This is a genomic window from Bradyrhizobium cytisi (genome assembly GCF_008123515.1).
GTDB classification, from domain to species: Bacteria; Pseudomonadota; Alphaproteobacteria; order Rhizobiales; family Xanthobacteraceae; genus Bradyrhizobium; species Bradyrhizobium cytisi.
Genome location: NZ_VSSR01000056.1, coordinates 13,088 through 37,315 on the forward strand (window position 1 = coordinate 13,088; position 24,228 = coordinate 37,315).

The 24,228-nt window shown below is 64.0% G+C and carries 26 protein-coding genes and 1 pseudogene; 10 read left to right on the forward strand and 17 right to left on the reverse strand.

Translation table 11 applies throughout. The features are described 5' to 3' along the window. The first annotated feature begins 8 nt into the window (after window positions 1-8). From FXB38_RS29930 to FXB38_RS29940, 3 genes are read left to right on the forward strand one after another with little or no spacing between them, the layout of a single operon-like run. Window positions 9-593: a phosphatase PAP2 family protein gene (locus tag FXB38_RS29930; protein ID WP_148754577.1), complete on the forward strand. Its 585-nt coding sequence runs from the start codon at window positions 9-11 to the stop codon at window positions 591-593. After that, window positions 590-937, forward strand: coding sequence for a DUF3147 family protein (locus tag FXB38_RS29935; RefSeq protein WP_148754578.1), 348 nt, complete (start codon window positions 590-592; stop codon window positions 935-937). Before FXB38_RS29930 ends, FXB38_RS29935 begins: the two co-directional genes overlap by 4 nt. Continuing rightward, window positions 937-1,386, forward strand: coding sequence for a DUF3147 family protein (locus FXB38_RS29940; RefSeq protein ID WP_148754579.1), 450 nt, complete (start codon window positions 937-939; stop codon window positions 1,384-1,386). The genes FXB38_RS29935 and FXB38_RS29940 overlap by 1 nt, the downstream gene beginning before the upstream one ends. A gap of 63 nt (window positions 1,387-1,449) precedes the next feature. Here FXB38_RS29940 and FXB38_RS43105 read toward each other — a convergent pair whose 3' ends face one another. The 4 genes from FXB38_RS43105 to FXB38_RS29950 form a co-directional block, all read right to left on the reverse strand. Further along, the gene (locus tag FXB38_RS43105; RefSeq protein ID WP_187435242.1) at window positions 1,450-1,599 is read right to left on the reverse strand and encodes a hypothetical protein; all 150 of its coding nucleotides are present in this window, start codon (window positions 1,597-1,599) and stop codon (window positions 1,450-1,452) included. Between the two features lie 343 nt (window positions 1,600-1,942). Then, window positions 1,943-2,149, reverse strand: a complete 207-nt coding sequence (locus tag FXB38_RS29945; RefSeq protein WP_148754580.1) for a hypothetical protein — start codon at window positions 2,147-2,149, stop codon at window positions 1,943-1,945. 84 nt (window positions 2,150-2,233) lie between these two features. Next, entirely contained in the window at window positions 2,234-2,365 is a 132-nt protein-coding gene (locus FXB38_RS44675; protein ID WP_283812778.1) for a hypothetical protein, read from the reverse strand. 133 nt (window positions 2,366-2,498) lie between these two features. Next, entirely contained in the window at window positions 2,499-2,693 is a 195-nt protein-coding gene (locus tag FXB38_RS29950; RefSeq protein WP_148754581.1) for a hypothetical protein, read from the reverse strand. Window positions 2,694-2,789: 96 nt separating this feature from the next. Between FXB38_RS29950 and FXB38_RS29955 the strand changes: the two genes are divergently transcribed. Next, entirely contained in the window at window positions 2,790-3,296 is a 507-nt protein-coding gene (locus tag FXB38_RS29955; RefSeq protein ID WP_148754582.1) for a DUF4142 domain-containing protein, read from the forward strand. A 7-nt stretch (window positions 3,297-3,303) separates the two neighbouring features. On the opposite strand, the gene FXB38_RS29960 is transcribed toward FXB38_RS29955, so the two are convergent. After that, complete coding sequence (locus tag FXB38_RS29960) at window positions 3,304-3,600, reverse strand: hypothetical protein (protein ID WP_148754583.1); 297 nt, start codon at window positions 3,598-3,600, stop codon at window positions 3,304-3,306. A 282-nt stretch (window positions 3,601-3,882) separates the two neighbouring features. On the opposite strand from FXB38_RS29960, the gene FXB38_RS29965 reads away from it, so the two are divergent. Further along, the gene (locus FXB38_RS29965) at window positions 3,883-10,179 is read left to right on the forward strand and encodes a HAMP domain-containing protein (RefSeq protein WP_148754584.1); all 6,297 of its coding nucleotides are present in this window, start codon (window positions 3,883-3,885) and stop codon (window positions 10,177-10,179) included. A gap of 13 nt (window positions 10,180-10,192) precedes the next feature. Then, on the forward strand, window positions 10,193-11,686 hold the full coding sequence (locus tag FXB38_RS29970; protein ID WP_148754585.1) for a sensor histidine kinase: 1,494 nt from the start codon (window positions 10,193-10,195) through the stop codon (window positions 11,684-11,686). Here the strand turns inward: FXB38_RS29970 and FXB38_RS29975 are convergent. Further along, window positions 11,683-11,934 (reverse strand): hypothetical protein, encoded by a 252-nt coding sequence (locus FXB38_RS29975; RefSeq protein ID WP_246230240.1) that lies wholly within the window; start codon window positions 11,932-11,934, stop codon window positions 11,683-11,685. The genes FXB38_RS29970 and FXB38_RS29975 overlap by 4 nt on opposite strands. A gap of 112 nt (window positions 11,935-12,046) precedes the next feature. Here FXB38_RS29975 and FXB38_RS29980 point away from each other — a divergent pair, with 112 nt between their 5' ends. The 4 genes from FXB38_RS29980 to FXB38_RS29995 all read left to right on the forward strand — a co-directional run bounded on the left by FXB38_RS29980 (window position 12,047) and on the right by FXB38_RS29995 (window position 13,500). Further along, a complete protein-coding gene (locus FXB38_RS29980; protein ID WP_148754640.1) occupies window positions 12,047-12,316 on the forward strand; it encodes a hypothetical protein in 270 nt (89 codons plus the stop codon). Window positions 12,317-12,412: 96 nt separating this feature from the next. Then, the gene (locus tag FXB38_RS29985) at window positions 12,413-12,643 is read left to right on the forward strand and encodes a hypothetical protein (RefSeq protein WP_148754586.1); all 231 of its coding nucleotides are present in this window, start codon (window positions 12,413-12,415) and stop codon (window positions 12,641-12,643) included. Between the two features lie 306 nt (window positions 12,644-12,949). Further along, on the forward strand, window positions 12,950-13,144 hold the full coding sequence (locus FXB38_RS29990) for a DUF3072 domain-containing protein (protein WP_148754587.1): 195 nt from the start codon (window positions 12,950-12,952) through the stop codon (window positions 13,142-13,144). A gap of 83 nt (window positions 13,145-13,227) precedes the next feature. After that, window positions 13,228-13,500, forward strand: coding sequence for a DUF6496 domain-containing protein (locus FXB38_RS29995; RefSeq protein WP_148754588.1), 273 nt, complete (start codon window positions 13,228-13,230; stop codon window positions 13,498-13,500). Window positions 13,501-13,512: 12 nt separating this feature from the next. Here the strand turns inward: FXB38_RS29995 and FXB38_RS30000 are convergent, their stop codons facing one another. From FXB38_RS30000 to FXB38_RS30050, 11 genes and pseudogenes are all read right to left on the reverse strand, one after another. Further along, window positions 13,513-13,875 carry a hypothetical protein gene (locus tag FXB38_RS30000; protein ID WP_148754589.1) on the reverse strand — a complete coding sequence of 121 codons (363 nt, stop codon included), beginning with the start codon at window positions 13,873-13,875 and terminating at the stop codon, window positions 13,513-13,515. A gap of 286 nt (window positions 13,876-14,161) precedes the next feature. After that, complete coding sequence (locus FXB38_RS30005; RefSeq protein WP_187435243.1) at window positions 14,162-15,703, reverse strand: Do family serine endopeptidase; 1,542 nt, start codon at window positions 15,701-15,703, stop codon at window positions 14,162-14,164. 195 nt (window positions 15,704-15,898) lie between these two features. Next, window positions 15,899-16,111, reverse strand: a complete 213-nt coding sequence (locus tag FXB38_RS30010) for a hypothetical protein (RefSeq protein WP_148754591.1) — start codon at window positions 16,109-16,111, stop codon at window positions 15,899-15,901. A 110-nt stretch (window positions 16,112-16,221) separates the two neighbouring features. Then, a pseudogene (locus FXB38_RS30015) lies at window positions 16,222-16,446 on the reverse strand (hypothetical protein); the annotation flags it as partial. An 89-nt stretch (window positions 16,447-16,535) separates the two neighbouring features. After that, window positions 16,536-17,273 carry a ribulose-phosphate 3-epimerase gene (gene rpe, locus FXB38_RS30020; protein WP_148754593.1) on the reverse strand — a complete coding sequence of 246 codons (738 nt, stop codon included), beginning with the start codon at window positions 17,271-17,273 and terminating at the stop codon, window positions 16,536-16,538. Next, window positions 17,270-18,202: a CbbX protein gene (gene cbbX / locus FXB38_RS30025; RefSeq protein WP_187435244.1), complete on the reverse strand. Its 933-nt coding sequence runs from the start codon at window positions 18,200-18,202 to the stop codon at window positions 17,270-17,272. The genes rpe and cbbX overlap by 4 nt, the downstream gene beginning before the upstream one ends. A gap of 98 nt (window positions 18,203-18,300) precedes the next feature. Continuing rightward, on the reverse strand, window positions 18,301-18,708 hold the full coding sequence (locus FXB38_RS30030) for a ribulose bisphosphate carboxylase small subunit (RefSeq protein WP_148754595.1): 408 nt from the start codon (window positions 18,706-18,708) through the stop codon (window positions 18,301-18,303). An 11-nt stretch (window positions 18,709-18,719) separates the two neighbouring features. Beyond that, a complete protein-coding gene (locus FXB38_RS30035; RefSeq protein ID WP_148754596.1) occupies window positions 18,720-20,180 on the reverse strand; it encodes a form I ribulose bisphosphate carboxylase large subunit in 1,461 nt (486 codons plus the stop codon). A gap of 29 nt (window positions 20,181-20,209) precedes the next feature. Then, the gene (gene fba / locus FXB38_RS30040) at window positions 20,210-21,295 is read right to left on the reverse strand and encodes a class II fructose-bisphosphate aldolase (RefSeq protein ID WP_148754597.1); all 1,086 of its coding nucleotides are present in this window, start codon (window positions 21,293-21,295) and stop codon (window positions 20,210-20,212) included. Window positions 21,296-21,309: 14 nt separating this feature from the next. Continuing rightward, complete coding sequence (tkt, locus tag FXB38_RS30045) at window positions 21,310-23,331, reverse strand: transketolase (protein WP_148754598.1); 2,022 nt, start codon at window positions 23,329-23,331, stop codon at window positions 21,310-21,312. A gap of 16 nt (window positions 23,332-23,347) precedes the next feature. Next, window positions 23,348-24,223 (reverse strand): phosphoribulokinase, encoded by an 876-nt coding sequence (locus tag FXB38_RS30050; protein WP_148754599.1) that lies wholly within the window; start codon window positions 24,221-24,223, stop codon window positions 23,348-23,350. Window positions 24,224-24,228: the final 5 nt, after the last annotated feature.

A 24,228-nucleotide genomic window follows, 5' to 3' on the forward strand; every position in this document is an offset into this window, starting at 1 on the left:
TGGGATCAATGGCGCTCGTAGCAGTCAAACCCACACGGATCGATACCGCGATCGCGAATGAGATCGCAGGTCGCACCAACCCGGAGATCGAGGAGGCTGTCGAAGCGCTGACCTGGGGCGCGGATGAACATGTGCTGCTCGCTCTCGCCGCTGCGGGTTGGCTCTACACCAGGCATCGCTCTGCCGAAGAGCGCAATGCGGCCAACCACATCCTCGCGGTGTCGCTGGTGACGGCGATACTGCCCCACATCCTCAAATCCGCGTTCGATCAGGTCAGGCCGGACCGGCTCACGGTACGAGGCCATCGCCGCGGCATCCCGTTCTCCGGACGGGCGCGCGATGCCTTTCCGTCCGGCCATGCCGTGCATATGGGCGCGCTGGCATCCGCGGCCGGCCTGCTGCCGCCCGCCCGCCGACGTCTCGTGCGCTTCATCGCCGTGGGGCTTTCGCTAACGCGCGTCGCCTTGCTTGCGCATTGGGCCAGCGATGTGGTCGCAGGCTTCACCCTGGGCATCGTCATCGAGCGGATGATGAGGCCATGGACGCTCACGAATCGCAGCACGAAGCCCCCGGATCGGCGGGCCCGATCATGACCGAGTACGTTCTCCGCTTCATCGCCGGCGGCATGATCGTGTCCGCCTTCGCGATCCTCGGCGATATGTTGCGGCCCAAAAGCTTTGGCGGCCTGCTCAGTGCCGCGCCATCGGTGGCACTGGCGACGCTGGGCATCGCTGTCGTCCAACACGGCCCGCAATATGCTGCGGCGGAAAGCTGGACCATGATCTATGGCGCGGCAGCCCTCGCTTGCTACAGCCTCGCCGTCTGCCATCTCCTGATGAGGTTTCGACTAGCGGCGCTACCAGCCACCATCGTCGCTTCCGTCGTATGGCTTGCGGTTGCTTTTGCCCTGCTCGCGGGTTTCGGAGGCGCCGCCTGATGCTGGTCAAACTGTCATCGTCGTCCCTGAAGCAAACGCGCTGGTACGAGTACAGCGTTCGCTTCCTGCTCGGCGGACTGGCGACGGTTTTCGCAGGCGTCGTGAGCACACGGTATGGCGTCGCCGTCGGCGGGCTCTTCCTCGCGCTTCCTGCCATCTTCTGCGCCAGCGCGACGCTGATCGAAAGCCACGAGCGCCGGGCCAAAGAGAAGGCGGGCCTCTCGGGGCGGAGACGCGGGCAGCAGGCTGCAGCTCTCGATGCTGCGGGTGCCGGCCTTGGGAGCCTCGGTCTTGCGGCGTTCGCCGCGACCTTCTACGCCCTGGTTGCGGCTAACGTGACCGGGGCATTCGCAGCCGCCATCCTGGTATGGGCTGCTGTCTCGGTGTCAGCGTGGTGGTTGAGGCGGAAGCTTCGCATCACCACCCAAACCACGCCCGCTGAACGCTGAGAGCGATCAGCGAGAAGCCGCGGCGTCTTCCCGTAGCATCACAAACCCTACTTCCCCGACGGTCTACGCGTCGTCGGTCCTCGGGGGTTGCAGGCCCGGGCTGTTGGCCCAGCGCTCGACTTGCTCAATGACCTTCTGATGGCTCGGCCGCACCGGCTTTGGTGCTTCGGGTTCCTCGGAAAGCTTGCGGGGTAACCTGACCTTGTCCGTCATGGCGCGTCTCCCTTCGTCTTTAAAATGCGCCTGCAGGGAAAACGTTTCAAGACGCAAGCTATTGATTTTATTTGACTATCATTCTCAATTGACGCATTTTCGGACTCCTGCGGAACAGGTCATGCTCTCGCCGGAAGAGCTGTCTGCAGCTGATGATTTCCGATTCAAGCACAACGAAGCCGGAAGGCGACGCCGAGGATTGATTTCCAGCCTCTCACAAGCACGACGACCCCGGCACGGTGGGTGCCAGGGCCGTCCTTGGAGATTACTTCCGGCTCACCGGGGGCATGACAACCGGAAGCAATCAGTCGACTCATCGTGCGGGGATTCGTTCCTCGCTTAATTAGCCGCTCGGCGCAGCGCCAGAATCGTCCGGCGTCATGCCGGAGCCCGGCGTCTTGCTGTTATCGTTGAGCTTGGGATCGCGCGTCGCCTCGCGCGACGGCGAGTCCCTCCGGCCCGTCTTGTGCGCAGTTTGCGCGCGCTGCTTGTCGCGCGGCTGATCCTCCGCGCGCTTGTCCTTGACGATGCCGTGGTCGGAATGTGCCATGATTTCCTCTCGCGTGTTCCGATGCCTCGAAGCGCTTACGCTCCGGTGCGTCGAATGTTCCGAACATGCGAAAGGTGTGCGACGCTAGCTATGCGCCGCATGCACCGCCACGGATGCGTTCTCCTGATGCACCTGCCGGACCGTCGTCGCCGTCGCGAACGCGACCGAAACGCCAAAGGCGAGAATGAGTGAGAAAAGTGCCAGACGCGGAGCCATCGCAAAACCTCCTTCTGGAATCGGAAAAATCAACGCGATCGACTATTCCCGGATGATGGTTGATTGGTGCCGCTCATTCCGTGAGCGGTCTCACACTGGGACTCACGGATGGGACTCACGGAAACGAGAGCGGTCAGGCACTCTGGCTTTGCAGGATGCTGACCTTAACGGGCGGGACTTCGCCATCGAGCCAGTCCTGCTCTTTTGCCAAGGCCATCCAGGCATCCGCCATGCGCGAATAGCGATTATAAGCGGGTTGCCCTTCCGAGCGCTCGGCCAATTGCAGGCAGTTCTCGGCGTTGTCCCTGAAGATGTCAGACTGTTTCATGGGTAAGACGTGGGCATGGAACCCGCGCCGTGCAACCGCCCTTACATGATCGTAACCTCTGCCGGAACTTCGCACGTTACAAGTCATTGGATCTTCATGCGGATATTTGTCGCGATCGTCCTGGCCTTCATAGGCACCGCAGCTCTTGCCGACAGCACCGGCGAGCAGGTGCGCGGTGATCGCGCGCCTGACGCGACGGACGTCATCAGCGGCCTCTACGCCTTCAGCCGCTTCCAGCAGGGCCTGCTGGAGAGCACCGACCTGAACGGCAATGCGGAGGTGAAGAACCTTGCCGCCTTGCGCGCCGAAGAGGCGGCCAAGCGCGACAAGGCGCTCAAGGAGATTCAGGACGCCATCGGCACCGAGCCGTGCGTGACAAAATCGGCCGGCATCAGTCTCGCCAAGCCCGATGATACGGATGGGCCGGCCTATGTCCGGAGTTTCTATGCCGCGCAGATTCCCGAATACGAATCCACGATCGCCCTGCTCGAGCGCTATCTGAGGACGCCTGATAATCCTGCGCTCGCCGCCTTCGCGCACGAGCACCTGCCGGTGCTGCGCGCACAGTTGAAGGACGCCGAACGCACCATGGCCGACAGGTAGAGCAGCCCTACTTGTCCTCCGGATGATGCTGCTGGCCCATCGGCCGGACGGTGCGGTCGCTGTCGGGCATCTTGTCCCGGCCGGCATCTCCATTGGCATCTTTCCCGCCCGAGGTCGAAGTGCCGCTGCCGCTGGGGTTTGACTTGGGGGCGGCCCCCGTGGTCTGCGAGCCCGCATGCGGGGTGGCGGAGCTTGCGGCGGGATCGCCGGTCACGGCTCCGCGCCCGCTTGGCGCACCGGCCTGCGCCAGCGCCGATCCGGCGGCTAATGATGCGGCGATGAAGACGGCCAATCCGGCTTTCATATGCTCTCTCCCTGGGTCTGCGGGCTAACTTGGGGGCTTGTGCCGGCGTTCCTAACGATGGCGGGCGGCTCCGGAATTTGGAACGCCCACCCTTTGGGTGAGAATTTTGGGTAATCGGATGGAACTCTCAACAGTCTTCGCCGTTGGTTTGGCCGGGCTGAGCACGGCAGGTTCCAATTCCTCGCGTCGCAACCTTGGCGCTTGATTTCGAATTTGGCTAACGCTCTATTTTGACAGTTGCGTCACGCCTAAGATTCGGCCGACGCCCGCGGGGGAAATAGCATGAGCGACCTCGATCCCGGAACGGCATCACGCTCCGGTCGTCGCGTCCCAAAACCAAAACCCAACGGTATGTCGGAGCAGGATTCCCGGCCGGAATTGCTGCTTGCGCTCCAGGCCATGCGCAGCGGCGATTTTTCGGTGCGGATGAGCGGCGACTACCTCGGCATCGACGGCAAGATTGCCGACACCTTTAACGAAATCATCGCCGCCAACCAGCGCATGGCGCAGCAGCTCGAGCTGGTCGGCCAGGTGGTGGGACGCGAAGGCAAGACCCGCCAGCGCGTGAAATTCGGCCTCGCCTCCGGCTCCTGGGCCGACATGGAAGGCTCCGTCAACACGCTGATTGACGACCTGCTGTGGCCGACGCGCGAGGTGACCCGCGCGGTCGCAGCCGTGGCGCAGGGCGACCTGCTGCAAACCGTCAAGCTCGACGTCGAGGGCCGCCCGCTGGGCGGCGAATTCCTGCAATCGGCGACCATCGTCAACACGATGATCAAGCAGCTCGGCGTGTTCACCTCGGAGGTGACGCGCGTCGCGCGGGAGGTCGGCACCGAAGGCAAGCTCGGCGGCCAGGCCCAGGTGCCGGAGGTGACCGGCGTCTGGAAGGATCTGACCGAGAGCGTCAACTCGATGGCGAACAACCTGACCAACCAGGTTCGCAACATCGCCGAGGTGACGATCGCGGTGGCCAACGGCGACTTGTCCAAGAAGATCACCGTCGATGTCCGCGGCGAGATCCTTCAGCTCAAGGAAGCCATCAACACGATGGTGGACCAGCTGCGCTCCTTCGCCTCCGAAGTGACACGCGTCGCGCGCGAGGTCGGCACCGACGGCAAGCTCGGCGGCCAGGCCATCGTGCCCGGCGTCGCCGGCACCTGGAAGGATTTGACTGACTCCGTGAACGCGATGTGCGGCAACCTCACCGCGCAAGTCCGCAACATCGCCAACGTCACCACCGCCGTGGCGCGTGGCGACTTGTCCCGCAAGATCACTGTGGACGTGCGCGGCGAAATTCTGGAGCTGAAGGACACCATCAACACCATGGTGGACCAGCTGAACTCCTTCGCCTCGGAAGTGACACGCGTGGCGCGCGAGGTCGGCACCGAAGGCAAGCTCGGCGGCCAGGCCCAGGTGCCCGGCGTGGCCGGCACCTGGAAGGACCTCACCGACAACGTCAACTTCATGGCCTCGAACCTGACGGCGCAGGTCCGCAACATCGCCGACGTCGCCACCGCTATCGCGGGCGGAGACCTCTCCAAGAAGATCACGGTGAACGTGTCGGGCGAAATCCTTCAGTTGAAGGAAACGCTCAACACCATGGTCGACCAGCTCAACGCCTTCGCCGGCGAAGTCACGCGCGTCGCGCGCGAGGTCGGTACCGAAGGCCGGCTCGGCGGCCAGGCCAACGTGCTCGGCGTCGCCGGCACCTGGAAGGACCTCACGGAAAGCGTCAACTCGATGGCGTCGAACCTGACCGCGCAGGTTCGCAACATCGCCGAGGTGACGACGGCGGTCGCCGGCGGCGACTTGTCAAAGAAAATTACCGTGGACGTCCGCGGCGAAATCCTGGAGCTGAAGGACACCATCAACACCATGGTGGACCAGCTCAACGCGTTCGCCGGCGAAGTCACCCGCGTCGCGCGCGAGGTCGGCACCGAGGGCAAGCTCGGCGGCCAGGCCCAGGTGCGCGGCGTCGCCGGCACCTGGAAGGATTTGACGGACAGCGTCAACTCGATGGCCTCGAACCTGACCGGTCAAGTCCGCAATATCGCCGAGGTCGCGACCGCGGTGGCCAAGGGCGACCTGTCCAAGAAGATCACGGTGAACGTCTCGGGCGAAATCCTTCAGCTGAAGGAAACGCTCAACACCATGGTCGATCAGCTCAACGCCTTCGCCGGCGAAGTCACGCGCGTGGCGCGCGAGGTCGGCACCGAGGGCAAGCTTGGTGGTCAGGCCCAGGTGACGGGCGTCGCCGGCACCTGGAAAGATCTCACCGACAACGTGAACTCGATGGCGGGTAACCTCACGGCCCAGGTCCGCAACATCGCCGAGGTCGCAACCGCCATCGCCGGTGGCGACCTGTCACGCAAGATTACGGTGGACGTCCGCGGCGAGATCCTTCAGCTCAAGGACACGCTGAACACGATGGTCGACCAGCTCAACCGCTTCGCGGGCGAGGTGACGCGCGTCGCGCGCGAGGTCGGCACCGAAGGACGCCTCGGCGGTCAGGCCAACGTGCCCGGCGTCGCCGGCACCTGGAAGGACTTGACGGACTCTGTGAACTCGATGGCGGGCAACCTCACGGCCCAGGTCCGCAACATCGCCGAAGTGACCACCGCAGTGGCGCGCGGCGACTTGTCACGCAAGATCACAGTGGACGTGAAGGGCGAAATCCTCGAGCTCAAAAACACCATCAACACCATGGTGGACCAGCTCAACGGTTTCGCAGGCGAAGTGACGCGCGTGGCGCGCGAGGTCGGCACCGAAGGCAAGCTCGGCGGCCAGGCTGAAGTGCCCGGTGTTGCCGGCACCTGGAAGGACCTCACCGACAACGTCAACTTCATGGCCTCGAACCTGACGGCCCAGGTCCGCAACATCGCCGAGGTCGCGACCGCGATCGCCGGCGGCGATTTGTCGAAGAAGATCACCGTGGACGTGCGCGGCGAAATCCTGCTGCTCAAGGATACCCTGAACACGATGGTCGAGCAGCTCCGCTCCTTCGCGGCGGAAGTGACGCGCGTGGCGCGCGAGGTCGGCACCGAAGGCCGGCTCGGCGGTCAGGCCGTCGTGCCCGGCGTCGGCGGCACCTGGAAGGACCTCACTGACAACGTAAACCTGCTCGCCGCGAACCTCACCACGCAGGTCCGCAACATCGCCGAAGTCACAACGGCCGTGGCGCGCGGCGACCTCTCGCGCAAGATCACCGTGGACGTGAAGGGCGAAATCCTCGAGCTCAAGAACACCATCAACACCATGGTGGACCAGCTCAACGCGTTTGCCGGCGAAGTCACCCGCGTTGCGCGCGAGGTCGGCACCGAAGGCGAGCTCGGCGGTCAGGCCCAGGTGCCCGGTGTGGCCGGCACCTGGAAGGATCTCACCGACACCGTCAACTTCATGGCGGCGAACCTGACAGAGCAGGTCCGCGGCATCGTCAAGGTGGTGACCGCGGTCGCCAACGGCGACCTCAAGCAGAACCTCACCGTGAAATCGAAGGGCGAGGTCGCAGCACTTGCCGACACCATCAACAACATGACGGAGACGCTCGCGACCTTCGCCGACCAGGTGACGTCGGTGGCGCGCGAGGTCGGCGTCGAAGGCCGCCTGGGCGGTCAGGCCGACGTGCCCGGTGCCGCCGGCACCTGGAAGGACCTCACGGGCAACGTCAACCTGCTGGCGGCCAACCTCACCTCGCAGGTGCGCGCGATCGCCGAGGTGGCGACCGCCGTGACCAAGGGCGATTTGACGCGGTCGATTCAGGTCGATGCCCGCGGCGAAGTGGCCGAGCTGAAAGACAACATCAACACGATGATCACGAATCTCCGTCTGACGACGGACGTGAACACCGAACAGGACTGGCTGAAGACCAACCTCGCCAAGTTCACCAACATGCTTCAGGGCCAGCGCGATCTCACGACCGTCGGCCGGTTGCTGCTGACCGAGCTGTCGCCGCTGGTCAACGCGCATACCGGCGTGATCTACCAGGTCGAGAACGAGGACAATCCGCAGCTCCTGCTGCTGGCCTCCTATGCCGGCGACGGTGTCTATCCCTATCAGCGCGTGCTTCCGTTCGGCGACGGCCTGATCGGCCAGTGCGCGCTCGACCGGCGCCCGCGCATGGTCTCCGACATTCCCGCCGACGTGGTGCCGATCAACTCGGCGCTCCTCCGCGTCGCGCCGAAGAACCTCGTGGTGCTGCCGGTGCTGTTCGAGGGGCAGGTCAAGGCGGTGATCGAGCTCGCCTCGCTCACCTCGTTCACGACCTCGCAGATGACATTCCTGGAGCAGCTCACCGACTCCATCGGCATCGTGCTCAATTCGATCGAAGCGACGATGCAGACCGAAGGCCTGCTGAAGCAGTCACAACAGCTCGCCGGCGAGCTCCAGACCCAGCAGCGCGAGTTGCAGCAGACCAACGACCAGCTCGAGCAGAAGGCGCAGCAGCTCGCCGAGCGCAACGTCGAGGTCGAGCGCAAGAACCAGGAGATCGAGCAGGCCCGCCGCGCGCTCGAGGAAAAGGCGACCGAACTCGCGCTGACCTCGAAGTACAAGTCCGAATTCCTGGCCAATATGAGCCACGAGCTGCGCACGCCGCTGAACTCGATCCTGATCCTCGGACAGCAGCTCACCGACAATCCGGACGGCAACCTCTCCGCCAAGCAGGTCGAATTCGCCCGCACCATCCACGGCGCCGGCACCGACCTCCTGAACCTCATCAGCGACATTCTCGATCTCTCCAAGATCGAGTCCGGCACGGTGACGGTTGACGCCGAGGAAATCCTCACCGCCAACCTGCTCGAGACGGTCGGACGGCCGTTCCGGCATGAGGCGGAGAACCGCAATCTGTCGTTCAAGATCGACGTCGATCCGAACCTCGCGCGCAGCCTCGTCACCGACTCCAAACGCCTGCAACAGGTGCTGAAGAACCTGCTCTCCAACGCCTTCAAGTTCACTGGCGAGGGCGAAGTACGGCTGAAGGTCGCCGGCGCGCTCGGCGGTTGGGGCACGGATCATCCCGTGCTGAACTCCGCGCCGGTCGTGATCGCCTTCGAGGTCTCCGATACCGGTATCGGGATTCCCCTGGAGAAGCAGAAGCTGATCTTCGAGGCGTTCCAGCAGGCGGACGCCGGCACCAGCCGTAAATACGGCGGCACCGGCCTTGGCCTCGCCATCAGCCGCGAGCTCGCGAGCCTGCTCGGCGGCGAAATCCACCTGCGCAGCGCCCCGGGCAAGGGCTCGACATTCACGCTGTATCTGCCGCTAAAATATTCCGGTCCGACGCTGGCGCCGCGCGCAGCACCAGCGCCGCAACAATACAACCAGCCGCCGGCACTCCAGGCCGCCGCACCGGAACAGCAACGCGTCATCGAGCAACTGCCCGACGACCGCCTCAATCTCGAGCCTGGTGACAGCATCCTTTTGATCGTCGAGGACGATCCGCATTATGCCCGCATCCTGGTCGACCTAGCACGCGACAAGGATTTCAAGGTCCTGGTCGCCGCACGCGGCGCCGAGGCGCTCGAACTCGCAAAGCAGTATCAGCCGCGCGCCGTTTCGCTCGATGTATTCCTGCCCGACATGCTCGGCTGGACGGTGCTGAGCCAGCTCAAGCATAACCCGCTGACACGCCACATCCCCGTGCAGATCATCACGCTCGACGAGGACCGCCAACATGCGCTGGCCCGCGGCGCCTTCTCCTTCGTCAACAAGCCGACGACGACCGAAGGCGTTGCCGCCGCGCTGACGCAGATCAAGGAATACGCGCGACCGCGGCGCAAGCGGCTGCTGATCGTCGAGGACAACGAGGCCGAGCAGTTGTCGATCCGGGAGCTGCTGCATCACGACGACATCGAGATCGTGACCACCGACACTGGCGCCGGTGCCCTGTCGACACTGCGCGGGGCGCCCTGCGATTGCGTCGTGCTCGACCTCAGGCTGCCCGACATGAGCGGCTTCGAGGTGCTGGAGCAGATCCGTCGCGACGACACGCTGTCGAACGTTCCCGTGGTGGTGTTCACTGGCCGCGAGCTCTCCGCGGAAGAGGATGCGGAACTTCACACCATGGCGCGCAGCATCGTGGTCAAGGGCGTGGAATCGCCCGAACGCCTGCTCGACGAAACCGCCCTGTTCCTGCATCGCGTGATCACGGAGCTGCCGGTCGAGAAGCAGCGCATGCTGGAGAAGCTGAACAGTTCCGATGAGGATTTGATCGGCAAGACCGCGCTGCTCGTCGACGACGATGCGCGCAACATCTTCGCGCTGTCGAGCGTACTGGAACGACGCGGCATGAAGGTGCTGACAGCGACCACCGGCCGCGAAGCGGTGACGCTGGTCGAATCAAACCCGGAAATCGCCATCGTGCTGATGGACATCATGATGCCGCAGATGGATGGCTATCAGACCATCGGCGTGATCCGCGAGAATCCGGCCTTCCTGCGCCTGCCGATCATCGCGCTGACGGCGAAGGCGATGAAGGGCGATCGCGAAAAATGCCTGGAAGCCGGCGCGTCCGACTACCTCGCCAAACCCGTCAACACCGATCAATTGCTGCTTGCGATCCGCATGTGGCTGCATCGCTGAGTTGGATCCGAGAATGGACCACGAAAAGGTCAATATCCTCCTCGTCGACGACCAGCCGGCCAAGCTGCTCGCTTACGAGGTGATCCTAAAGGAACTCGGCGAGAACCTCGTGATCGCCTCGTCCGGCCGCGAGGCGCTGGAGGTGCTGCTCAAGACCGAGATCGCGGTGATCCTGGTCGATGTCTGCATGCCCGAGCTCGACGGCTTCGAGCTCGCGGCAATGATCCGCGAGCATCCGCGCTTCCAAAAGACCGCGATGATCTTCATTTCGGCGATCCAGGTCAGCGACATCGACCGGCTGCGCGGCTACGAGATGGGGGCCGTCGACTACGTGCCAGTTCCTGTCGTGCCGGAGGTGCTGCGAGCCAAGGTCAAGGTGTTTGCCGAGCTCTATCGCAAGACGCGCGAGCTCGAACGGCTGAACCAGGATCTCGAGGATCGTGTCCGTGCCCGCACCGCCGAGCTCGAGAACTCCACCGCAAAACTGCGCGAAAGCGAAGAGCGGCGCAGCATGGCAATCGCCGCCGGCAAGATGGGATCCTGGGACTGGGACTGGGTCAACGGCGACTGGATGTGGGACGAAGGCCAGTACCGCATCTTTGGCGTGACACCGGAGACGTTCAACGTCACCTCGGCCAACATCCAGGCGCTGCTGCACCCGGATGACGTGGACCAGTTCGGCCAGGCGATTGCCGCGTTCGATACCGGCGCGCACGCCTATGAAGGAGAGTTCCGCGTCTGCCGGCCCGATGGTGATGTGCGCTGGTGCGTCGGCACGGCCGCCGCGACTATGGATCCGGGCGGTCGAGTCGTGCGGGTGAGCGGCGTCACGGTCGATATCACCGAACGCAAGCGCGCCGAGGAACGGCAGAACCTGCTGGCGCGCGAAGTCGATCACCGCGCCAAGAATGCGCTGGCTCTGGCACAGTCGATCGTGCGCCTCACCCGCGCCGACGAGGTCAAGGCTTACGTCAATGCCGTCGAGGGGCGCATCAATGCGCTCGCGCGCGTGCACACCATCCTGTCGCTGTCGAGCTGGCAGGGCGCCGAGCTCTCCAAGCTCATCGAGGAAGAGCTTGCGCCCTATTCGCTCGGCGGACAGATCAAGCTCGGGGGTCCCGAGGTGCAGTTGCTGCCGGCGACCGCCCAGACACTGGCGCTGGCGCTGCACGAGCTCTTCACCAATTCGGCCAAGTATGGCGCGCTCTCGACCCGGTCGGGGCGGCTCGCGATCGGCTGGCAGGCCGAGAACGATCTCCTCACCTTGACGTGGGACGAGACCGGAGGGCCGTTGGTCAGGACGCCGAAGTCGCGTGGCTTTGGCACAAGAAGCCTGCTGGCCAGTGTCGAATCCCAGCTCGGCGGACAGGCGCAGTTCGACTGGCGTCCAGAGGGCTTGTTGTGCCGCCTTGATGTGCCATTGACGCGCAAGAGCGCGGCAACATCGGCGGTGCAGGACAAGTTCGAGGCCAGCACCTCTCCCGAACTTCAGCGCGCGTCGGGTTAGCGCGACGCAGCGACCTTCAGCCGTAACATCGGCCGCGGTTCATCGGCGACACGCCCTTCGAGCCAGGCTTCCGTTCGCGCGAGATCGCGCAACGCCGTCGCGTAGCGGCGGGCGGCGCTGCGCTCCGCACCGCGCGGCAGCTTGCGTGCCTTACGCAACATGTCGGCCGCCGCGTTACGGTAGGCCAGCGAGCGATAGAGAAAGACCACCTTGCCCATATCGAATGTTCCCGTGTTGATGGCGTTCATCTTCGCAAAGTCGGCATGAACGTCGGATGAAGCGGCAGATGACAATTCCTTCATGCGCATTGGAACCCGCGATTGCGGCACGCGTTTGCATGACAGATCGATCGGCAGTTCCATGCGCGCAAAAAAGTCGCCAAATAGGTCGCCAAGCCTGATCTCTCCCACCGGCGTCATCAAATTAATGACGCATGCGATGATGGGCGCTGCACTCGGTCTGGCCTTCACGCTCGCGCTCATTCTGGTCAATCCTGCGGTCGCAGAATTGCTGAACCACGGCGGCCGTGCGGCAGCCTTGGTCTTTGTCGGCACGATGGTGACGACGTTTGCCATCGGTGCCGCCCTGACGGGCGTCGTGCTCATCCTCAACGAGGACAAGGAATCTTGAAGCGCGCGTGAGGCGCAATGCGACGTATTGTTCGGAACTCCCGCGGCAAATAGCGGTTGGGTGCCTGCGTCAATTCAACTCAGGGAGTTCCCGCGCATGAACACGACCAAGCTCGCTCTCGCCGTGATGTTGGCAACCGGCCTCGCCGCCGCGCCCTTCGCCGCACAGGCCAAGTCACACAAGGCCAAGCATGAATCATCGACCTCGTCCTCGCAAACGACAGGCGCCAACACGAAGTCCAAGGGCAGCGACACCTCCGGTCAGGGCGGCTCTGACCAGGGCGGCACCATGACGAACAACAAGAGCGCCCCGGGCAACACCAAGTAAGCTCGCCAGAGAACAGGCTTCGCGAGAGCGGGGCCTGTTCTTGGATGATCGAACATCCTCTCAGGGTCACATGGTCGGTGCGCGGGTCACAGCATCCCGGCCGGCCCGCCTCAAATCAACACCTTGCCAGTCGCGATCGCGATTGACGAGATCGCGTACGGCCACCTCGACATCGGCCATCTCCAGCCTCAAGGCACTGATTCTACGTCGAATTTCATTAATTCTGTTGTCCATGACTTGTTAGAGGCTTGCTAGAACAAAATAAGAACATATAGTCAAGCCATGAACTCAGAATGGAGAGCGGACATGCAGGTTCAGGGCAAATACGACGCCAAGGTTTTCCTCATGGAGCAGATGACCCGGGCGCAGGGGCTGCGACTGAAGCGGCTGAGTGAAGAGGCCTACCAACCCGCGCAATACGATCGCAGTCTGTCCTCTACCGAAGCGGCGCACCGCATCCAGGTGCTGGAAGCGGAGATCGAACTCGCGAACTCCTTCTAAGGCTCGCGGCCGGCGCCTTTGGAACGTTGGGTCAGCACTCCTGTTCTCTTCCGAGGCCAAGGGGAGGCCAAGGGAGAGAGTTGATGGCACGCAAGGCAAAGAAGCGCCGCTACTCACGCAGCGCCAGCAGTGATGTCGAGCGCCAGACGCGGCGTTACAAGAAGGGGACTGCGAAGAGCGGTCGCGGCGGACGCGTAAAGAGCCGCAAGCAGGCGATTGCGATTGGCCTCTCGGAAGCGCGCAAGAAGGGCAAGAAGGTCCCGAAGAAGGCTTCGAAACGGAAGACGTCCAAGAAGAAAAGCGCGAAGAAGAGTTCGAAGCGCAAATCCGCCAAGAGCAAATCCGCCAAGCGATGACGCCGATCGGCGTCAGATCATGGTGCCGGGCATGAAGCAGCGGATCGAAACGCCGAACGCCGTCTTGACCGGCCAGACCATGGTGCGACCGGCGCGGTTCGGCTCGGTGATCACAGCTTCGTCGGGGACCTCGACCCATTCCCCATCAAGCCGGACTCGGTAGTGCCCGTTGTGCGAGTCCCAGTCAGGATCGGCCACGGCAACGCCGTCCGCGTCCGAACAGCACGGACCGAGATGGCTGCGCAGGCTGTCGAACCAGGGTTTTAGCGGCGAATCGGTGAAGCGGCCATCATCGCGCCCCATGGCACTTCCGGTCGACAGCAATAGAGGCGCCGCGAGCAGCGCAAGCTTCAGCGAGAGCTTCAATCGATCCATGTCGGCACCGATCAAATGCGAACCACCGGCCGGTTCCACAAAGCGGCCGGAGGTCCGAAGTTCCACTCCTGCAATTTGCCTCGGCGCCGTCATTGCCGCCAAAGCACAACACGCGATCTCAAAGTCTGACGAGTGAACGCGGCTTTTTCGGACGAACCCGTCATCATTGCTGCCGTTAACGAGAATGTTATCGGCGGCCTGTGGGTATCTCGGAAGGCGCGCACGAAAAAGGCGGCCCGCAGGCCGCCTTTTGAATTTGCCGTCGAGACCAAGAGGCGTGATCAGATCAGGCGAGCGGCACCGCGATGAACCGGGTCGCCTCCGCATTCTTCACCTGCAGCAGCACGCTGTTCTTGCCGGACGATTTGGCCTGCGCCAGCTCCGAGCGGACGTCGCCGACAGTGGCGACTGCCTTGCCGCCGACATTGAGGATGACGTCGCCGGTCTGGATGCCGCGCTGCGCCGCCGGTCCCTGCGGGTCGACCTCCGTGACCACGACGCCCTTCTGACCTGCGCCCTGGACGTCGCCAGCGGGCGCCAGGCTGAGGCCGAGGCGCGGCGTGCCGGGGGCCTGCTGCGTCTTGCCGTCGTCAGCGTTGCCGCTTCCTTGGGCCTGCCGCTCGGTAGGCAGTTCGCCGAGCGCCAGCGTCACCGTCTTGGTGTCGCCCTTGTGGACGACATCGAGCTTCACGGACGTGCCCGGCGCCAGCGTGGCGATGGTGCGGGCGAGATCGCGGGAGTCCTTGATCGCGGTGCCGTTGACGGCAGTGATGACATCGCCCGCCTCGATGCCGGCCTTCGCCGCCGGGCTGCCATCCTGCGGGTTATCGACGATTGCGCCGCGCGCCGCCTTCAGGCCGAGGCTGTCGGCGATCTCCGCCGTCACCGGTTGCACCTGCACACCGAGCCAGCCGCGGGTGACAGCACCCTTGTCCTTCAACTGCGCGACCACGAGCTTTGCAGTCGAGGACGGAATATCGAAGCCGATGCCGACCGAGCCGCCCGAGGGCGAGAAGATCGCGGTGTTCACGCCGATCACGTTGCCGTTCATGTCGAAGGCCGGACCGCCGGAGTTGCCCTTGTTGATGGGCGCATCGATCTGGATGAAGTCGTCATACGGACCGTTGCCGATGTCGCGGCCGCTGGCCGAGACGATGCCGGCCGTCACGGTGCCGCCGAGGCCGAAGGGATTGCCAACAGCAACCACCCAGTCGCCGATCCGCGGCTTCTGGTCGGAGAATTTCACGAACGGAAAGTCCTTTTTGCCCTCGACCTTGATCAGCGCGAGATCGGTCTTCGGATCGGTGCCGACCACTTTCGCGGTGTAGATCGTGCCGTCGTCCGTCGTCACCTGCACCGACTGTGCATGGTCGACGACGTGGTTGTTGGTCACGGCATAGCCGTCGGCCGAGATGAAGAAGCCTGAGCCCTCGCCCGTGACCACCTGGTGACGTTGGCGCGGCATGCCGTTCATGCCGCCCGGAAAGCCGAACTGCCGCGAGAACTGGTCGAACGGAGAATCCTCATCCGAATCCATCCGGTTCTGTTGCAGCATCGCGCTCTTGTCGTTGTCCTGGTCGATCTTCACGCGCACCGAGATGACGGCGGGCTTGACCTTGCTGACGAGGTCGCCGAAGCCCGGCGGCGTCGCGGCGCTTTCAGCTGCCTGCGCAGGCGCAATCAGGGAGTTCACGCCGAACGGCGTCGAAGCGGGAGACGCAGCCAGCACGGCCACGCCAAGTGCGGCCACGGTGCCAAGCAGCGCAAGCCGGCGCGGCTTCAGAATTGTACGGCTCTTGGTGGTGTCGGAATTGACGCGATCGATCATGTTGAAATGTCCATGTTGGGTAAGTCGCCTTGCACCCAACATGGACATCGTCACCTTACGGCGTCCCGTCCACGCGATTAAATCTTGGCAAAGAAAGTGCGGCCGGCGGCCGCAAGCCAGATTCTCGAAACGGACGTCGCGCTGCGCAATGAAAGCCCGGCGAGCAGCCCGTTGAGGAATTGCAGTTAGAGCGCTCTAAGCCGCGGCGGGGCGCTCCCATACCGCAGCTGCGATGGCGTCGTCTTCGCGTTGCGCATTGCACGCGTCGAAATGCGCCTTCAGCGCGATCTCGGCAAGATATTCGAAATGTTCGGCCTGGCCGAGCAGCTGCCAGTTCTGGAGCGGCCGATAGGCCGCCTGCTGGCGACAGAGGGACGCCAGCGCGCGGTAGCGACGTACGTTCTCCATGAGACCCTCCCTCGCATTCACACAGGCTTATTACCCTGATTTGCGTCAGGCCGATGGCGGTTATGCAAAACATTTCTTGCGCCCACGGCCCGCTTAACCTGGGTTAATTTTCAGAAAACCTGCAGACGCCCATTGGTTCCTATCGGGCGAACCGAGCCTGGAAGCTGCGATGAGTTCAAGGCGTAGCGGCGGCGTTCGACGTTGATGCCGATCAGATCGCAATACTGTTCGATCGGTTCGGGCCTCCCGATGAGATAGCCCTGCATCTCCCCGCAGCCCTCGTGTTCCAGGAAGGCACGCTGCGCCTCCGTCTCCACCCCTTCCGCGACCACCGGCGCGACACAGCGCGGAGGCGGCATTGGCGAGCAGCTTCCGCCGTAAGACCCAGGGAACACGTCGCGGTCGCGCGCAACGCCTCCGTAGTCTACCGGATGCGCCCGCCTTCTCCTGCACGCATCGGCAGCGCGGAATGTTCCTGCAGTTTCGGAACCCGGGCGGCTTCCGCGGCAACGCGAATGGCGGCGATGTTAGCGGCATAGTCGGCACTGCTCTTGCCGCGGAAAACCGCGGAACCCGCCACGAGCGTATCCGCGCCGGCCTCGGCAACCGCAGCGGCATTGTCCCGTGTGACGCCACCATCGACCTCGAGACGGATCGGCCGCTCGCCGATCATGCTTCGAATGCGCCTGATCTTCTCGAGCTGGGATTCGAGGAAGGACTGGCCGCCGAACCCGGGGTTGACTGTCATCACCAGCACAAGATCTAGACGATCGAGCACATATTCGATCGCGCTCTCGGGCGTCGCCGGACACAGGCTGACGCCTGCCTTCTTGCCGAGTGCGCGGATCGCCTGGAGCGAACGGTCGAGATGCGGGCCCGCCTCGGCATGGACGGTGATGACATCGGCCCCCGCCTTCGCGAACGCCTCCAGATAGGGATCGACAGGCGCGATCATCAGATGCACGTCAAAGACCTTCTTCGTCGCCGGACGGATCGCCTTGACGACATCTGCGCCAAAGCTGATATTCGGCACGAAGTGGCCGTCCATGATGTCGCAGTGGATCCAGTCGGCGCCGGCCGCATCGATCGCTGCGATCTCCTCGCCGAGGCGCGCGAAATCCGCCGCAAGGATCGAGGGGGCGATAATGATCTCCCTGGTCATGTCTTTGCACTCCGCGCATCTGCCCCGCCGCTGAAGACACGGCTCGCCAGGACGTCGATGGGATCGATTGTCTCGAGAGCGGCAACGTCGAGCATGCGGTCGAGATCCGACACCAGGCGATCGGCCTGCCGCAGACGAATGCGATCGACGGCGTTGCGGATCGAGCGCGCATTGGAGAAGAACGGCTGGGTCCGGCGCAACGCGATGTACTTCTCGAAGGCCTCGCGCGCAGCCACCGAGAGGCGGTAGCCGCGCTCCCTCAGCATCAGCTCGGCGATGACCAGCAGCTCGGCTTCCGCATAATCCGGAAATTCGATGTGATGGGCGATGCGCGAGCGGAAGCCGGGATTGGAGGCGAAGAAGCTCGTCATGCGCTCGCCATAGCCGGCGAGGATCACCACGAGGTCTTCGCGCTGGTTCTCCATCACCTGGAGCAGGATCTCGATCGCCTCCTGGCCGTAGTCGCGTTCGTTGTCGGGCCGGTGCAGGTAGTAGGCCTCGTCGATGAAGAGCACGCCGCCCATCGCCTTCTTCAGGATCTCCTTCGTCTTCGGCGCGGTGTGGCCGATATATTGCCCGACAAGATCGTCTCGCGTCACCGAGATCACCTGCCCGCGCCGCACGAAGCCGAGCCCGTGCAGGATCTTTGCCATGCGCAACGCCACTGTGGTCTTGCCGGTACCGGGATTGCCGGTGAACGACATGTGCAGTGTCGGTGGTGCCGATGCGAGGCCCGCACGCTGGCGGATCCGCTCGATCAGCAGCAGCGAGGCGATCTGGCGCACCCGGTTCTTGACCGGGCGGAGGCCGATCAGCTCCTGATCGAGCTGTTGCAGCGTGTCGGTGATCCCGGCCGCTTCGGCCTCCTTGCGGAGATCGAAATGGGTCTCACCGCCTTCGGCGGCCGTTGCATGGGGAACGTCGAGCATGGGCACCTCGAAGAAAAGAGCTTCGCCGCGAGGGGAGCGGCGAAGCAGTAGTCCGCCAAGGATACGGAGCAGGGAGTGCTCCGCGCGGAAGGGAGTGGCTATTGCGAGGCGTGGGCAGCCGGCTTGCGTATGGTGCTGTACCGGATCGCGCGGCCGCCAACCTCCTGCCGCACCAGCTCGAATTCAGCCTCCTGCGGCGGGCGGTTGACCAGGAACGATATGCGCACCGACTCCCATCCATGGCTGGAGTCAAAGCCACTGATGCGGATGTAACGGTCGCCATAGACCCTGCGGCACTCGGCGAGCTCCATCATCACACCGGCGGCGTCCTGGAGATCGAACATCGGCAGGCCCCACATCTCCCAATAGGTGTTGCGGGGATGCGGGTCGTCGGTGAACTCGATGTTCACCGCCCAGCCATTGGCGAGGCAGTACTGCACCTGCTTGGTGATCTGATCGTCGGTAAGATCGGGCAGGAATGAGAAGCAGCCCTGGGTGAGTTTCATGTTGCGTCTCCTCAAGCCGTTTCGAGCGCGGTCGGCACGAAGTCCGGCGTGTCTGTGGATTGATAGTTGAAGGTGACGTCCTTCCAGACCTCGAGTGCGGCCTTCAGCGGCGTACACGTCTCGGCGGCTCTGGCCAGGATCTCCGGACCTTCATGGACATAGTCGCGGCCCTCGTTGCGGGCGAGGATCATCGCCTCCAGCGCCACGCGGTTGGCGATCGCGCCCGCCGCAATGCCCATGGGATGGCCGATGGTGCCGCCGCCGAATTGCAGCACGACGTCCTCGCCGAGCAGATCGAGCAGCTGGTGCATCTGGCCGGCATGGATGCCGCCGGAGGCCACCGGCATCATCTTGTTCAGGCTCGCCCAGGACTGGTCGAAGAACAGGCCATGCTCGAGCCTGGTCGGGTTAAAATCCTCGCGGCAGACGTCGTAATAGCCGCGCGTGGTGTTGGGATCGCCTTCGAGCTTGCCGACCACGGTGCCGGCATGGATGTGGTCGACGCCGGCCAGCCGCATCCATTTGGCGATGACGCGGAACGACACGCCGTGGTTTTTCTGCCGCGTATAGGTCGAGTGACCGGCGCGGTGCAGATGCAGGATCATGTCGTTGCGGCGCGCCCATTTCGCCATGGACTGGATCGCGGTGTAGCCGATCACGAGGTCGATCATGACGATGCACGACCCGAGCTCCTTCGCGAACTCCGCGCGCTCGTACATGTCCTCCATCGTCCCGGCAGTGATGTTCAGATACGTGCCCTTGACCTCGCCGGAGGCCGCCTGCGCGCGGTTCACCGCCTCCATGCAATAGAGGAAACGGTCGCGCCAGTGCATGAAGGGCTGCGAGTTGATGTTCTCGTCGTCCTTGGTGAAGTCGAGCCCGCCTTTCAGCGCCTCGTAGACGACGCGGCCGTAGTTGCGGCCGGAGAGTCCGAGCTTCGGTTTGATTGTTGCGCCCAGCAGCGGTCGGCCGAACTTGTCGAGCCGCTCGCGCTCGACCACGATGCCGGTCGCCGGTCCCTGGAATGTCTTCACATAGGCGACCGGGAAGCGCATGTCCTCCAGGCGTAGCGCCTTGAGCGGCTTGAAGCCGAACACGTTGCCGATGATCGATGCCGACAGGTTGGCGATCGAACCCGGCTCGAACAGGTCGAGGTCATAGGCGATGTAGGCGAAATACGAGCCAGGGGTGCCGGGCACCGGATCGACGCGATAGCACTTTGCGCGATACTTCTCGGCAGCGGTCAGGCGGTCGGTCCACACCACCGTCCAGGTCGCGGTGGAGGATTCACCGGCAACGGCCGCCGAGGCCTCGATCGGGTCGACGCCGTCTTGCGGCGTGACGCGGAACAGCGCGATGACATCGGTGTCCTTTGGCACATAGTCGGGCTCCCAATAGCCCATGCGCGCGTATTCCATCGTGCCCGAGCGATAGCGTTCCTTGCCGCGAACGGTTCCTGCATGTGCATTCATGACTCTCTCCTGCTCTTCTCTCTGCATGATTAGGCTGCGACTGGCTCGCGGGCGTCGGCACTGGGGTCGAGCTCGCCGGTACGGTAGCGCCGCGCCATCTCGCTCAAGGGAACGACCTTGATCTTGCTGGCGTGCCCCGCGGTGCCGAACTGCTCAAAACGATCGCGGCAAAGCTCGCGCATCGCATCCATCGCGGGCTTCAAGAATTTGCGCGGATCGAACTCGTTGCGATTCTGTGCGGCAACCTTGCGGAACACGGCGGTCATGGCGAGCCGGCAATCCGTGTCGATATTGACCTTGCGGACGCCGCTCTTGATGCCCCGGACAATCTCCTCGACCGGCACGCCCCAGGTCTGCGGCATCTCGCCGCCGAACTGGTTGAACATGTCCTGGAGCGGCTGCGGCACCGACGAGGAACCGTGCATCACGAGGTGCGTGTTCGGCAGCCGGCGATGAATCTCCTCGACTACCCGCATCGCCAGAATGTCGCCATCCGGCTTGCGGCTGAACTTGTAGGCGCCGTGCGAAGTACCCATTGCAATGGCGAGCGCATCGACCTTGGTGGCACGAACGAAGTCGACGGCCTGGTCGGGATCGGTCAGCAGTTGGTCGTGGCTGACCTTGCCCTCGACGCCGTGGCCATCCTCCTGCTCACCACCACCATGCTCGAGCGAGCCGAGCACACCGAGCTCGCCTTCGACGGAGGCGCCGACCCAGTGCGCGAGATCGACGACGCGGCGGGTGATCGCGACGTTGTAGTCGTAGTCGGCCGCCGTCTTCGCGTCCGCCTTGAGCGAACCGTCCATCATCACCGAGGTGAAGCCATGTGCGATGGCGCTGGCACAGGTGGCCTCGTCGTTGCCGTGGTCCTGGTGCATGCAGAGTGGAATGTCCGGATAGGTTCGCTCCAGCGCGTCGATCATGTGCGAAAGCATGAGATCGCCGGCATAGCTACGGGCACCGCGCGAGGCCTGGATGATGACGGGCGCATCGACTTCGGCCGCCGCCTGCATGATCGCGATGCCCTGCTCCATGTTGTTGATGTTGAATGCCGGCACCGCGTAGCCGTGGCTGGCGGCATGATCGAGTAATTGGCGAAGGGTGATACGGGCCACGAAGGGTCCTCCTGTTATTGCTTGCGAGCGCGGGCGATCGCCCGCCGGGCAGCTTCGGCGACGCTTTGCGGCGTGATGCCGAATTCGCGGTAGAGCACCGGAGCCGGTGCCGAGGCACCGAAGCCGCGCATGCCGACGAACTCGCCCTCAGCGCCGATCCAGCGATGCCAATCGCCGGCGACGGCCGCCTCGATGCCGACACGCGGCGCCGTGCCGAGAACCGCGGCGCGATAATCGTCCGGTTGCTCCTCGAACAGGGCGAAGCACGGCGCCGACACGACGGCGGCGCGGACATGCTCGGTCGCGAGCAGGCGAGCCGCTTCCAGCGCGATCGAGACTTCCGAGCCGGTCGCCACCAGTGTCACGTCGCGTCCGCCATCGGGCGAGACAATCACATAGGCGCCGCGCGCGACCCGGTTCCTGCCGCGCACATCGCTGCGGAAGGTCGGCAACGCTTGGCGCGACAGGCACAGCACGGACGGACGATCCTCCGATTCGAGCGCGCAGTCCCAGGCTTCCAGCGTCTCCACCGCATCGGCGGGACGGAACACGAGCAGGTTCGGAATGACGCGGAGAGCGGCGAGATGCTCGACCGGCTGATGCGTCGGACCATCCTCGCCGAGGCCGATGGAGTCGTGCGTCATCACATGGATGACACGCAGCCGCATCAGGGCCGCAAGGCGGATCGCCGGCCGGCTGTAGTCGGAGAAGGCGAGAAACGTGCCGCCATAGGGAATGAAGCCGCCATGCACCGCGAGTCCGTTCATCGCAGCCGCCATGCCGTGCTCGCGAATGCCATAGTGGATGTAATCGCCGGCGAACGCGTCACGTCGGACAGGCGCCTGCGCCTTGGCATGCGTCAGGTTCGAATGTGTCAGGTCCGCGGAGCCGCCGACAAGTCCGGGAATCGTTCCCGCGATGCCGTCGAGCACCTGTTGCGAGGCCTGTCGCGTCGCAAGCTTTGGACGCTCGGTGGCAAAGCGTTCGCGCAATTTCGCCGAGGCCTGGGCATAGGCGATCGGCAGGGCAACCGACTTGCCCTCGATGAACAGGTCGCGCTGCTCGGGCGTCGCGCATTCGTAACGATCGAGCCAAGCGAGGCGATCCACTTGCCCACGCTGCCCAATCATCCGCCACGCCTTCAGGATCGGGATCGGCACCACGAACGGCTGATAGTCCCAGCCAAGCGTCCGCCGCGCCGCCGCGGTCTGCTCGGTGCCAAGCGGAGCGCCATGCGCCTTCTCGGTACCTTGTCGGTCCGGCGCGCCATAACCGATGATGGTGCGGCAGGCGATCAGCGACGGCCTTGCGCTCTCACGTTCCTCTGCGATCGCCTGAGCAACAGCCTCGGGATCGTGCCCATCGACGCGGCGCACCGACCAGCCGGATGCAGCGAAGCGCGCCAGCTGGTCGTCCGAGGTCGCAAGCGAGGTCGGTCCGTCGATCGAGATGCCGTTGTCGTCGAACAGCACGATCAGGCGGCCAAGCTGGAGGTGACCTGCAAGCGAGATCGCCTCCTGGCTGATCCCTTCCATCAGGCACCCATCGCCTGATATCACATAGGTGAAGTGATCGACGAGGCCGTCGCCATGCCGCGCATTGGCCATACGCTCGGCGAGCGCCATACCCACGGCCGTCGCAATGCCCTGCCCCAGCGGGCCCGTCGTGGTCTCGACGCCCGGCGTGTGACCATATTCGGGATGGCCCGGCGTCTTCGAGCCCCATTGCCGGAACGCCTTGATGTCGTCGAGGCTGACATCGCCACCGGTCAGATGCAGCAGCGCATAGAGCAGCATCGAGCCGTGCCCGGCCGAGAGCACGAAGCGGTCTCGATCCGGCCAATTGGGATGGGCCGAGTCGAACTTCAGGAAGCGCGAGAACAGCACCGTCGCAACATCGGCCATGCCCATCGGCAGGCCGGGATGGCCCGACTGCGATGTCTCGATGGCGTCGACCGCGAGGAAGCGGACGGCATTGGCGAGATCGGAGTGCGCGACCGCGGTGAGGTCGGCGTCGGCGTGGACGGAGATGTTCATTGGATCCTCCCCTGGTTTACTTCAGGTTTCGCTTGCGCTCGATGAGCTGCATGATCAGCGGCGTCAGGATCAGCTGCATCGCCAGATCCAACTTCGCCCCCGGACACACGATGGAGTTCGCGCGCGACATAAAGCTGTGCGGCAGCATCGAGAGCAGATAGGGAAAGTCGATGCCGCGCGGATTCTTGAAGCGGATCACGACCATCGATTCATCAGGCGTGGGGATCCAGCGCGCGATGAACGGATTGGACGTGTCCACCGTCGGCACGCGCTGGAAGTTGATGTCGGTGTCGGTGAATTGCGGACAGATGTAGTGGATGTAATCCGGCATCCGCCGCAGAATCGTGTCGGTGACGGCCTCGGTCGAATAGCCGCGCGCGCTGCGGTCACGGTGCAGCTTCTGGATCCACTCGAGATTGATCACGGGCACGACGCCGATCTTGAGGTCGGCATAGCGCGCGACATTGACCTTGTCGGTAACCACGGCGCCGTGCAGGCCCTCGTAGAACAGCAGGTCCGAGTTCTCGGGCAGCCGCGCCCATTCGGTGAAAGCACCGGGCGCGACGCCGTGCAGCGCGGATTCCTCGGCGTCGTGCACGTAGTGCCGCGTCACCGCGGTGCCGGTCTCGCCATAGTCGCGGAACGCGCGCTCCAGCTCCTCGAACAGATTGGTCTCCGGGCTGAAATGGCTGAAATGCTTGTTGCCGCGCTCGGCCTCCGTGGCCATCTGCGTGCGCATCTCGGTGCGGTCGTAGCGATGGAAGGCGTCGCCTTCGATGTAGACGGCGTTGACCTTCTCGCGGAAGAAGATCTGCTCAAAGGTCTTCTTGACCGAGGTCGTTCCTGCGCCAGACGAGCCGGTGATGGAGATGATCGGATGCTTCCTGGACATTCGTT

Coding starts and splice junctions, on each gene's coding strand:
- FXB38_RS29985 (WP_148754586.1), top strand. CDS start 12,413: ATGAACACGACCAAGCTCGCTCTCGCCGTGATGTTGGCAACCGGCCTC.
- tkt (WP_148754598.1), bottom strand. CDS start 23,331: ATGAACATCTCCGTCCACGCCGACGCCGACCTCACCGCGGTCGCGCAC.
- cbbX (WP_187435244.1), bottom strand. CDS start 18,202: ATGCTCGACGTTCCCCATGCAACGGCCGCCGAAGGCGGTGAGACCCAT.
- FXB38_RS44675 (WP_283812778.1), bottom strand. CDS start 2,365: ATGGCTCCGCGTCTGGCACTTTTCTCACTCATTCTCGCCTTTGGCGTT.
- FXB38_RS29990 (WP_148754587.1), top strand. CDS start 12,950: ATGCAGGTTCAGGGCAAATACGACGCCAAGGTTTTCCTCATGGAGCAG.
- FXB38_RS29950 (WP_148754581.1), bottom strand. CDS start 2,693: ATGAAACAGTCTGACATCTTCAGGGACAACGCCGAGAACTGCCTGCAA.
- FXB38_RS30000 (WP_148754589.1), bottom strand. CDS start 13,875: ATGGATCGATTGAAGCTCTCGCTGAAGCTTGCGCTGCTCGCGGCGCCT.
- FXB38_RS30035 (WP_148754596.1), bottom strand. CDS start 20,180: ATGAATGCACATGCAGGAACCGTTCGCGGCAAGGAACGCTATCGCTCG.
- FXB38_RS43105 (WP_187435242.1), bottom strand. CDS start 1,599: ATGACGGACAAGGTCAGGTTACCCCGCAAGCTTTCCGAGGAACCCGAA.
- FXB38_RS29975 (WP_246230240.1), bottom strand. CDS start 11,934: ATGAACGCCATCAACACGGGAACATTCGATATGGGCAAGGTGGTCTTT.
- rpe (WP_148754593.1), bottom strand. CDS start 17,273: ATGACCAGGGAGATCATTATCGCCCCCTCGATCCTTGCGGCGGATTTC.
- FXB38_RS30010 (WP_148754591.1), bottom strand. CDS start 16,111: ATGGAGAACGTACGTCGCTACCGCGCGCTGGCGTCCCTCTGTCGCCAG.
- FXB38_RS29995 (WP_148754588.1), top strand. CDS start 13,228: ATGGCACGCAAGGCAAAGAAGCGCCGCTACTCACGCAGCGCCAGCAGT.
- FXB38_RS29930 (WP_148754577.1), top strand. CDS start 9: ATGGCGCTCGTAGCAGTCAAACCCACACGGATCGATACCGCGATCGCG.
- FXB38_RS29980 (WP_148754640.1), top strand. CDS start 12,047: ATGCGCGCAAAAAAGTCGCCAAATAGGTCGCCAAGCCTGATCTCTCCC.
- FXB38_RS29945 (WP_148754580.1), bottom strand. CDS start 2,149: ATGGCACATTCCGACCACGGCATCGTCAAGGACAAGCGCGCGGAGGAT.
- FXB38_RS30050 (WP_148754599.1), bottom strand. CDS start 24,223: ATGTCCAGGAAGCATCCGATCATCTCCATCACCGGCTCGTCTGGCGCA.
- FXB38_RS30030 (WP_148754595.1), bottom strand. CDS start 18,708: ATGAAACTCACCCAGGGCTGCTTCTCATTCCTGCCCGATCTTACCGAC.
- FXB38_RS29940 (WP_148754579.1), top strand. CDS start 937: ATGCTGGTCAAACTGTCATCGTCGTCCCTGAAGCAAACGCGCTGGTAC.
- FXB38_RS29970 (WP_148754585.1), top strand. CDS start 10,193: ATGGACCACGAAAAGGTCAATATCCTCCTCGTCGACGACCAGCCGGCC.
- FXB38_RS29955 (WP_148754582.1), top strand. CDS start 2,790: ATGCGGATATTTGTCGCGATCGTCCTGGCCTTCATAGGCACCGCAGCT.
- FXB38_RS29965 (WP_148754584.1), top strand. CDS start 3,883: ATGAGCGACCTCGATCCCGGAACGGCATCACGCTCCGGTCGTCGCGTC.
- FXB38_RS30005 (WP_187435243.1), bottom strand. CDS start 15,703: ATGATCGATCGCGTCAATTCCGACACCACCAAGAGCCGTACAATTCTG.
- FXB38_RS29960 (WP_148754583.1), bottom strand. CDS start 3,600: ATGAAAGCCGGATTGGCCGTCTTCATCGCCGCATCATTAGCCGCCGGA.
- FXB38_RS29935 (WP_148754578.1), top strand. CDS start 590: ATGACCGAGTACGTTCTCCGCTTCATCGCCGGCGGCATGATCGTGTCC.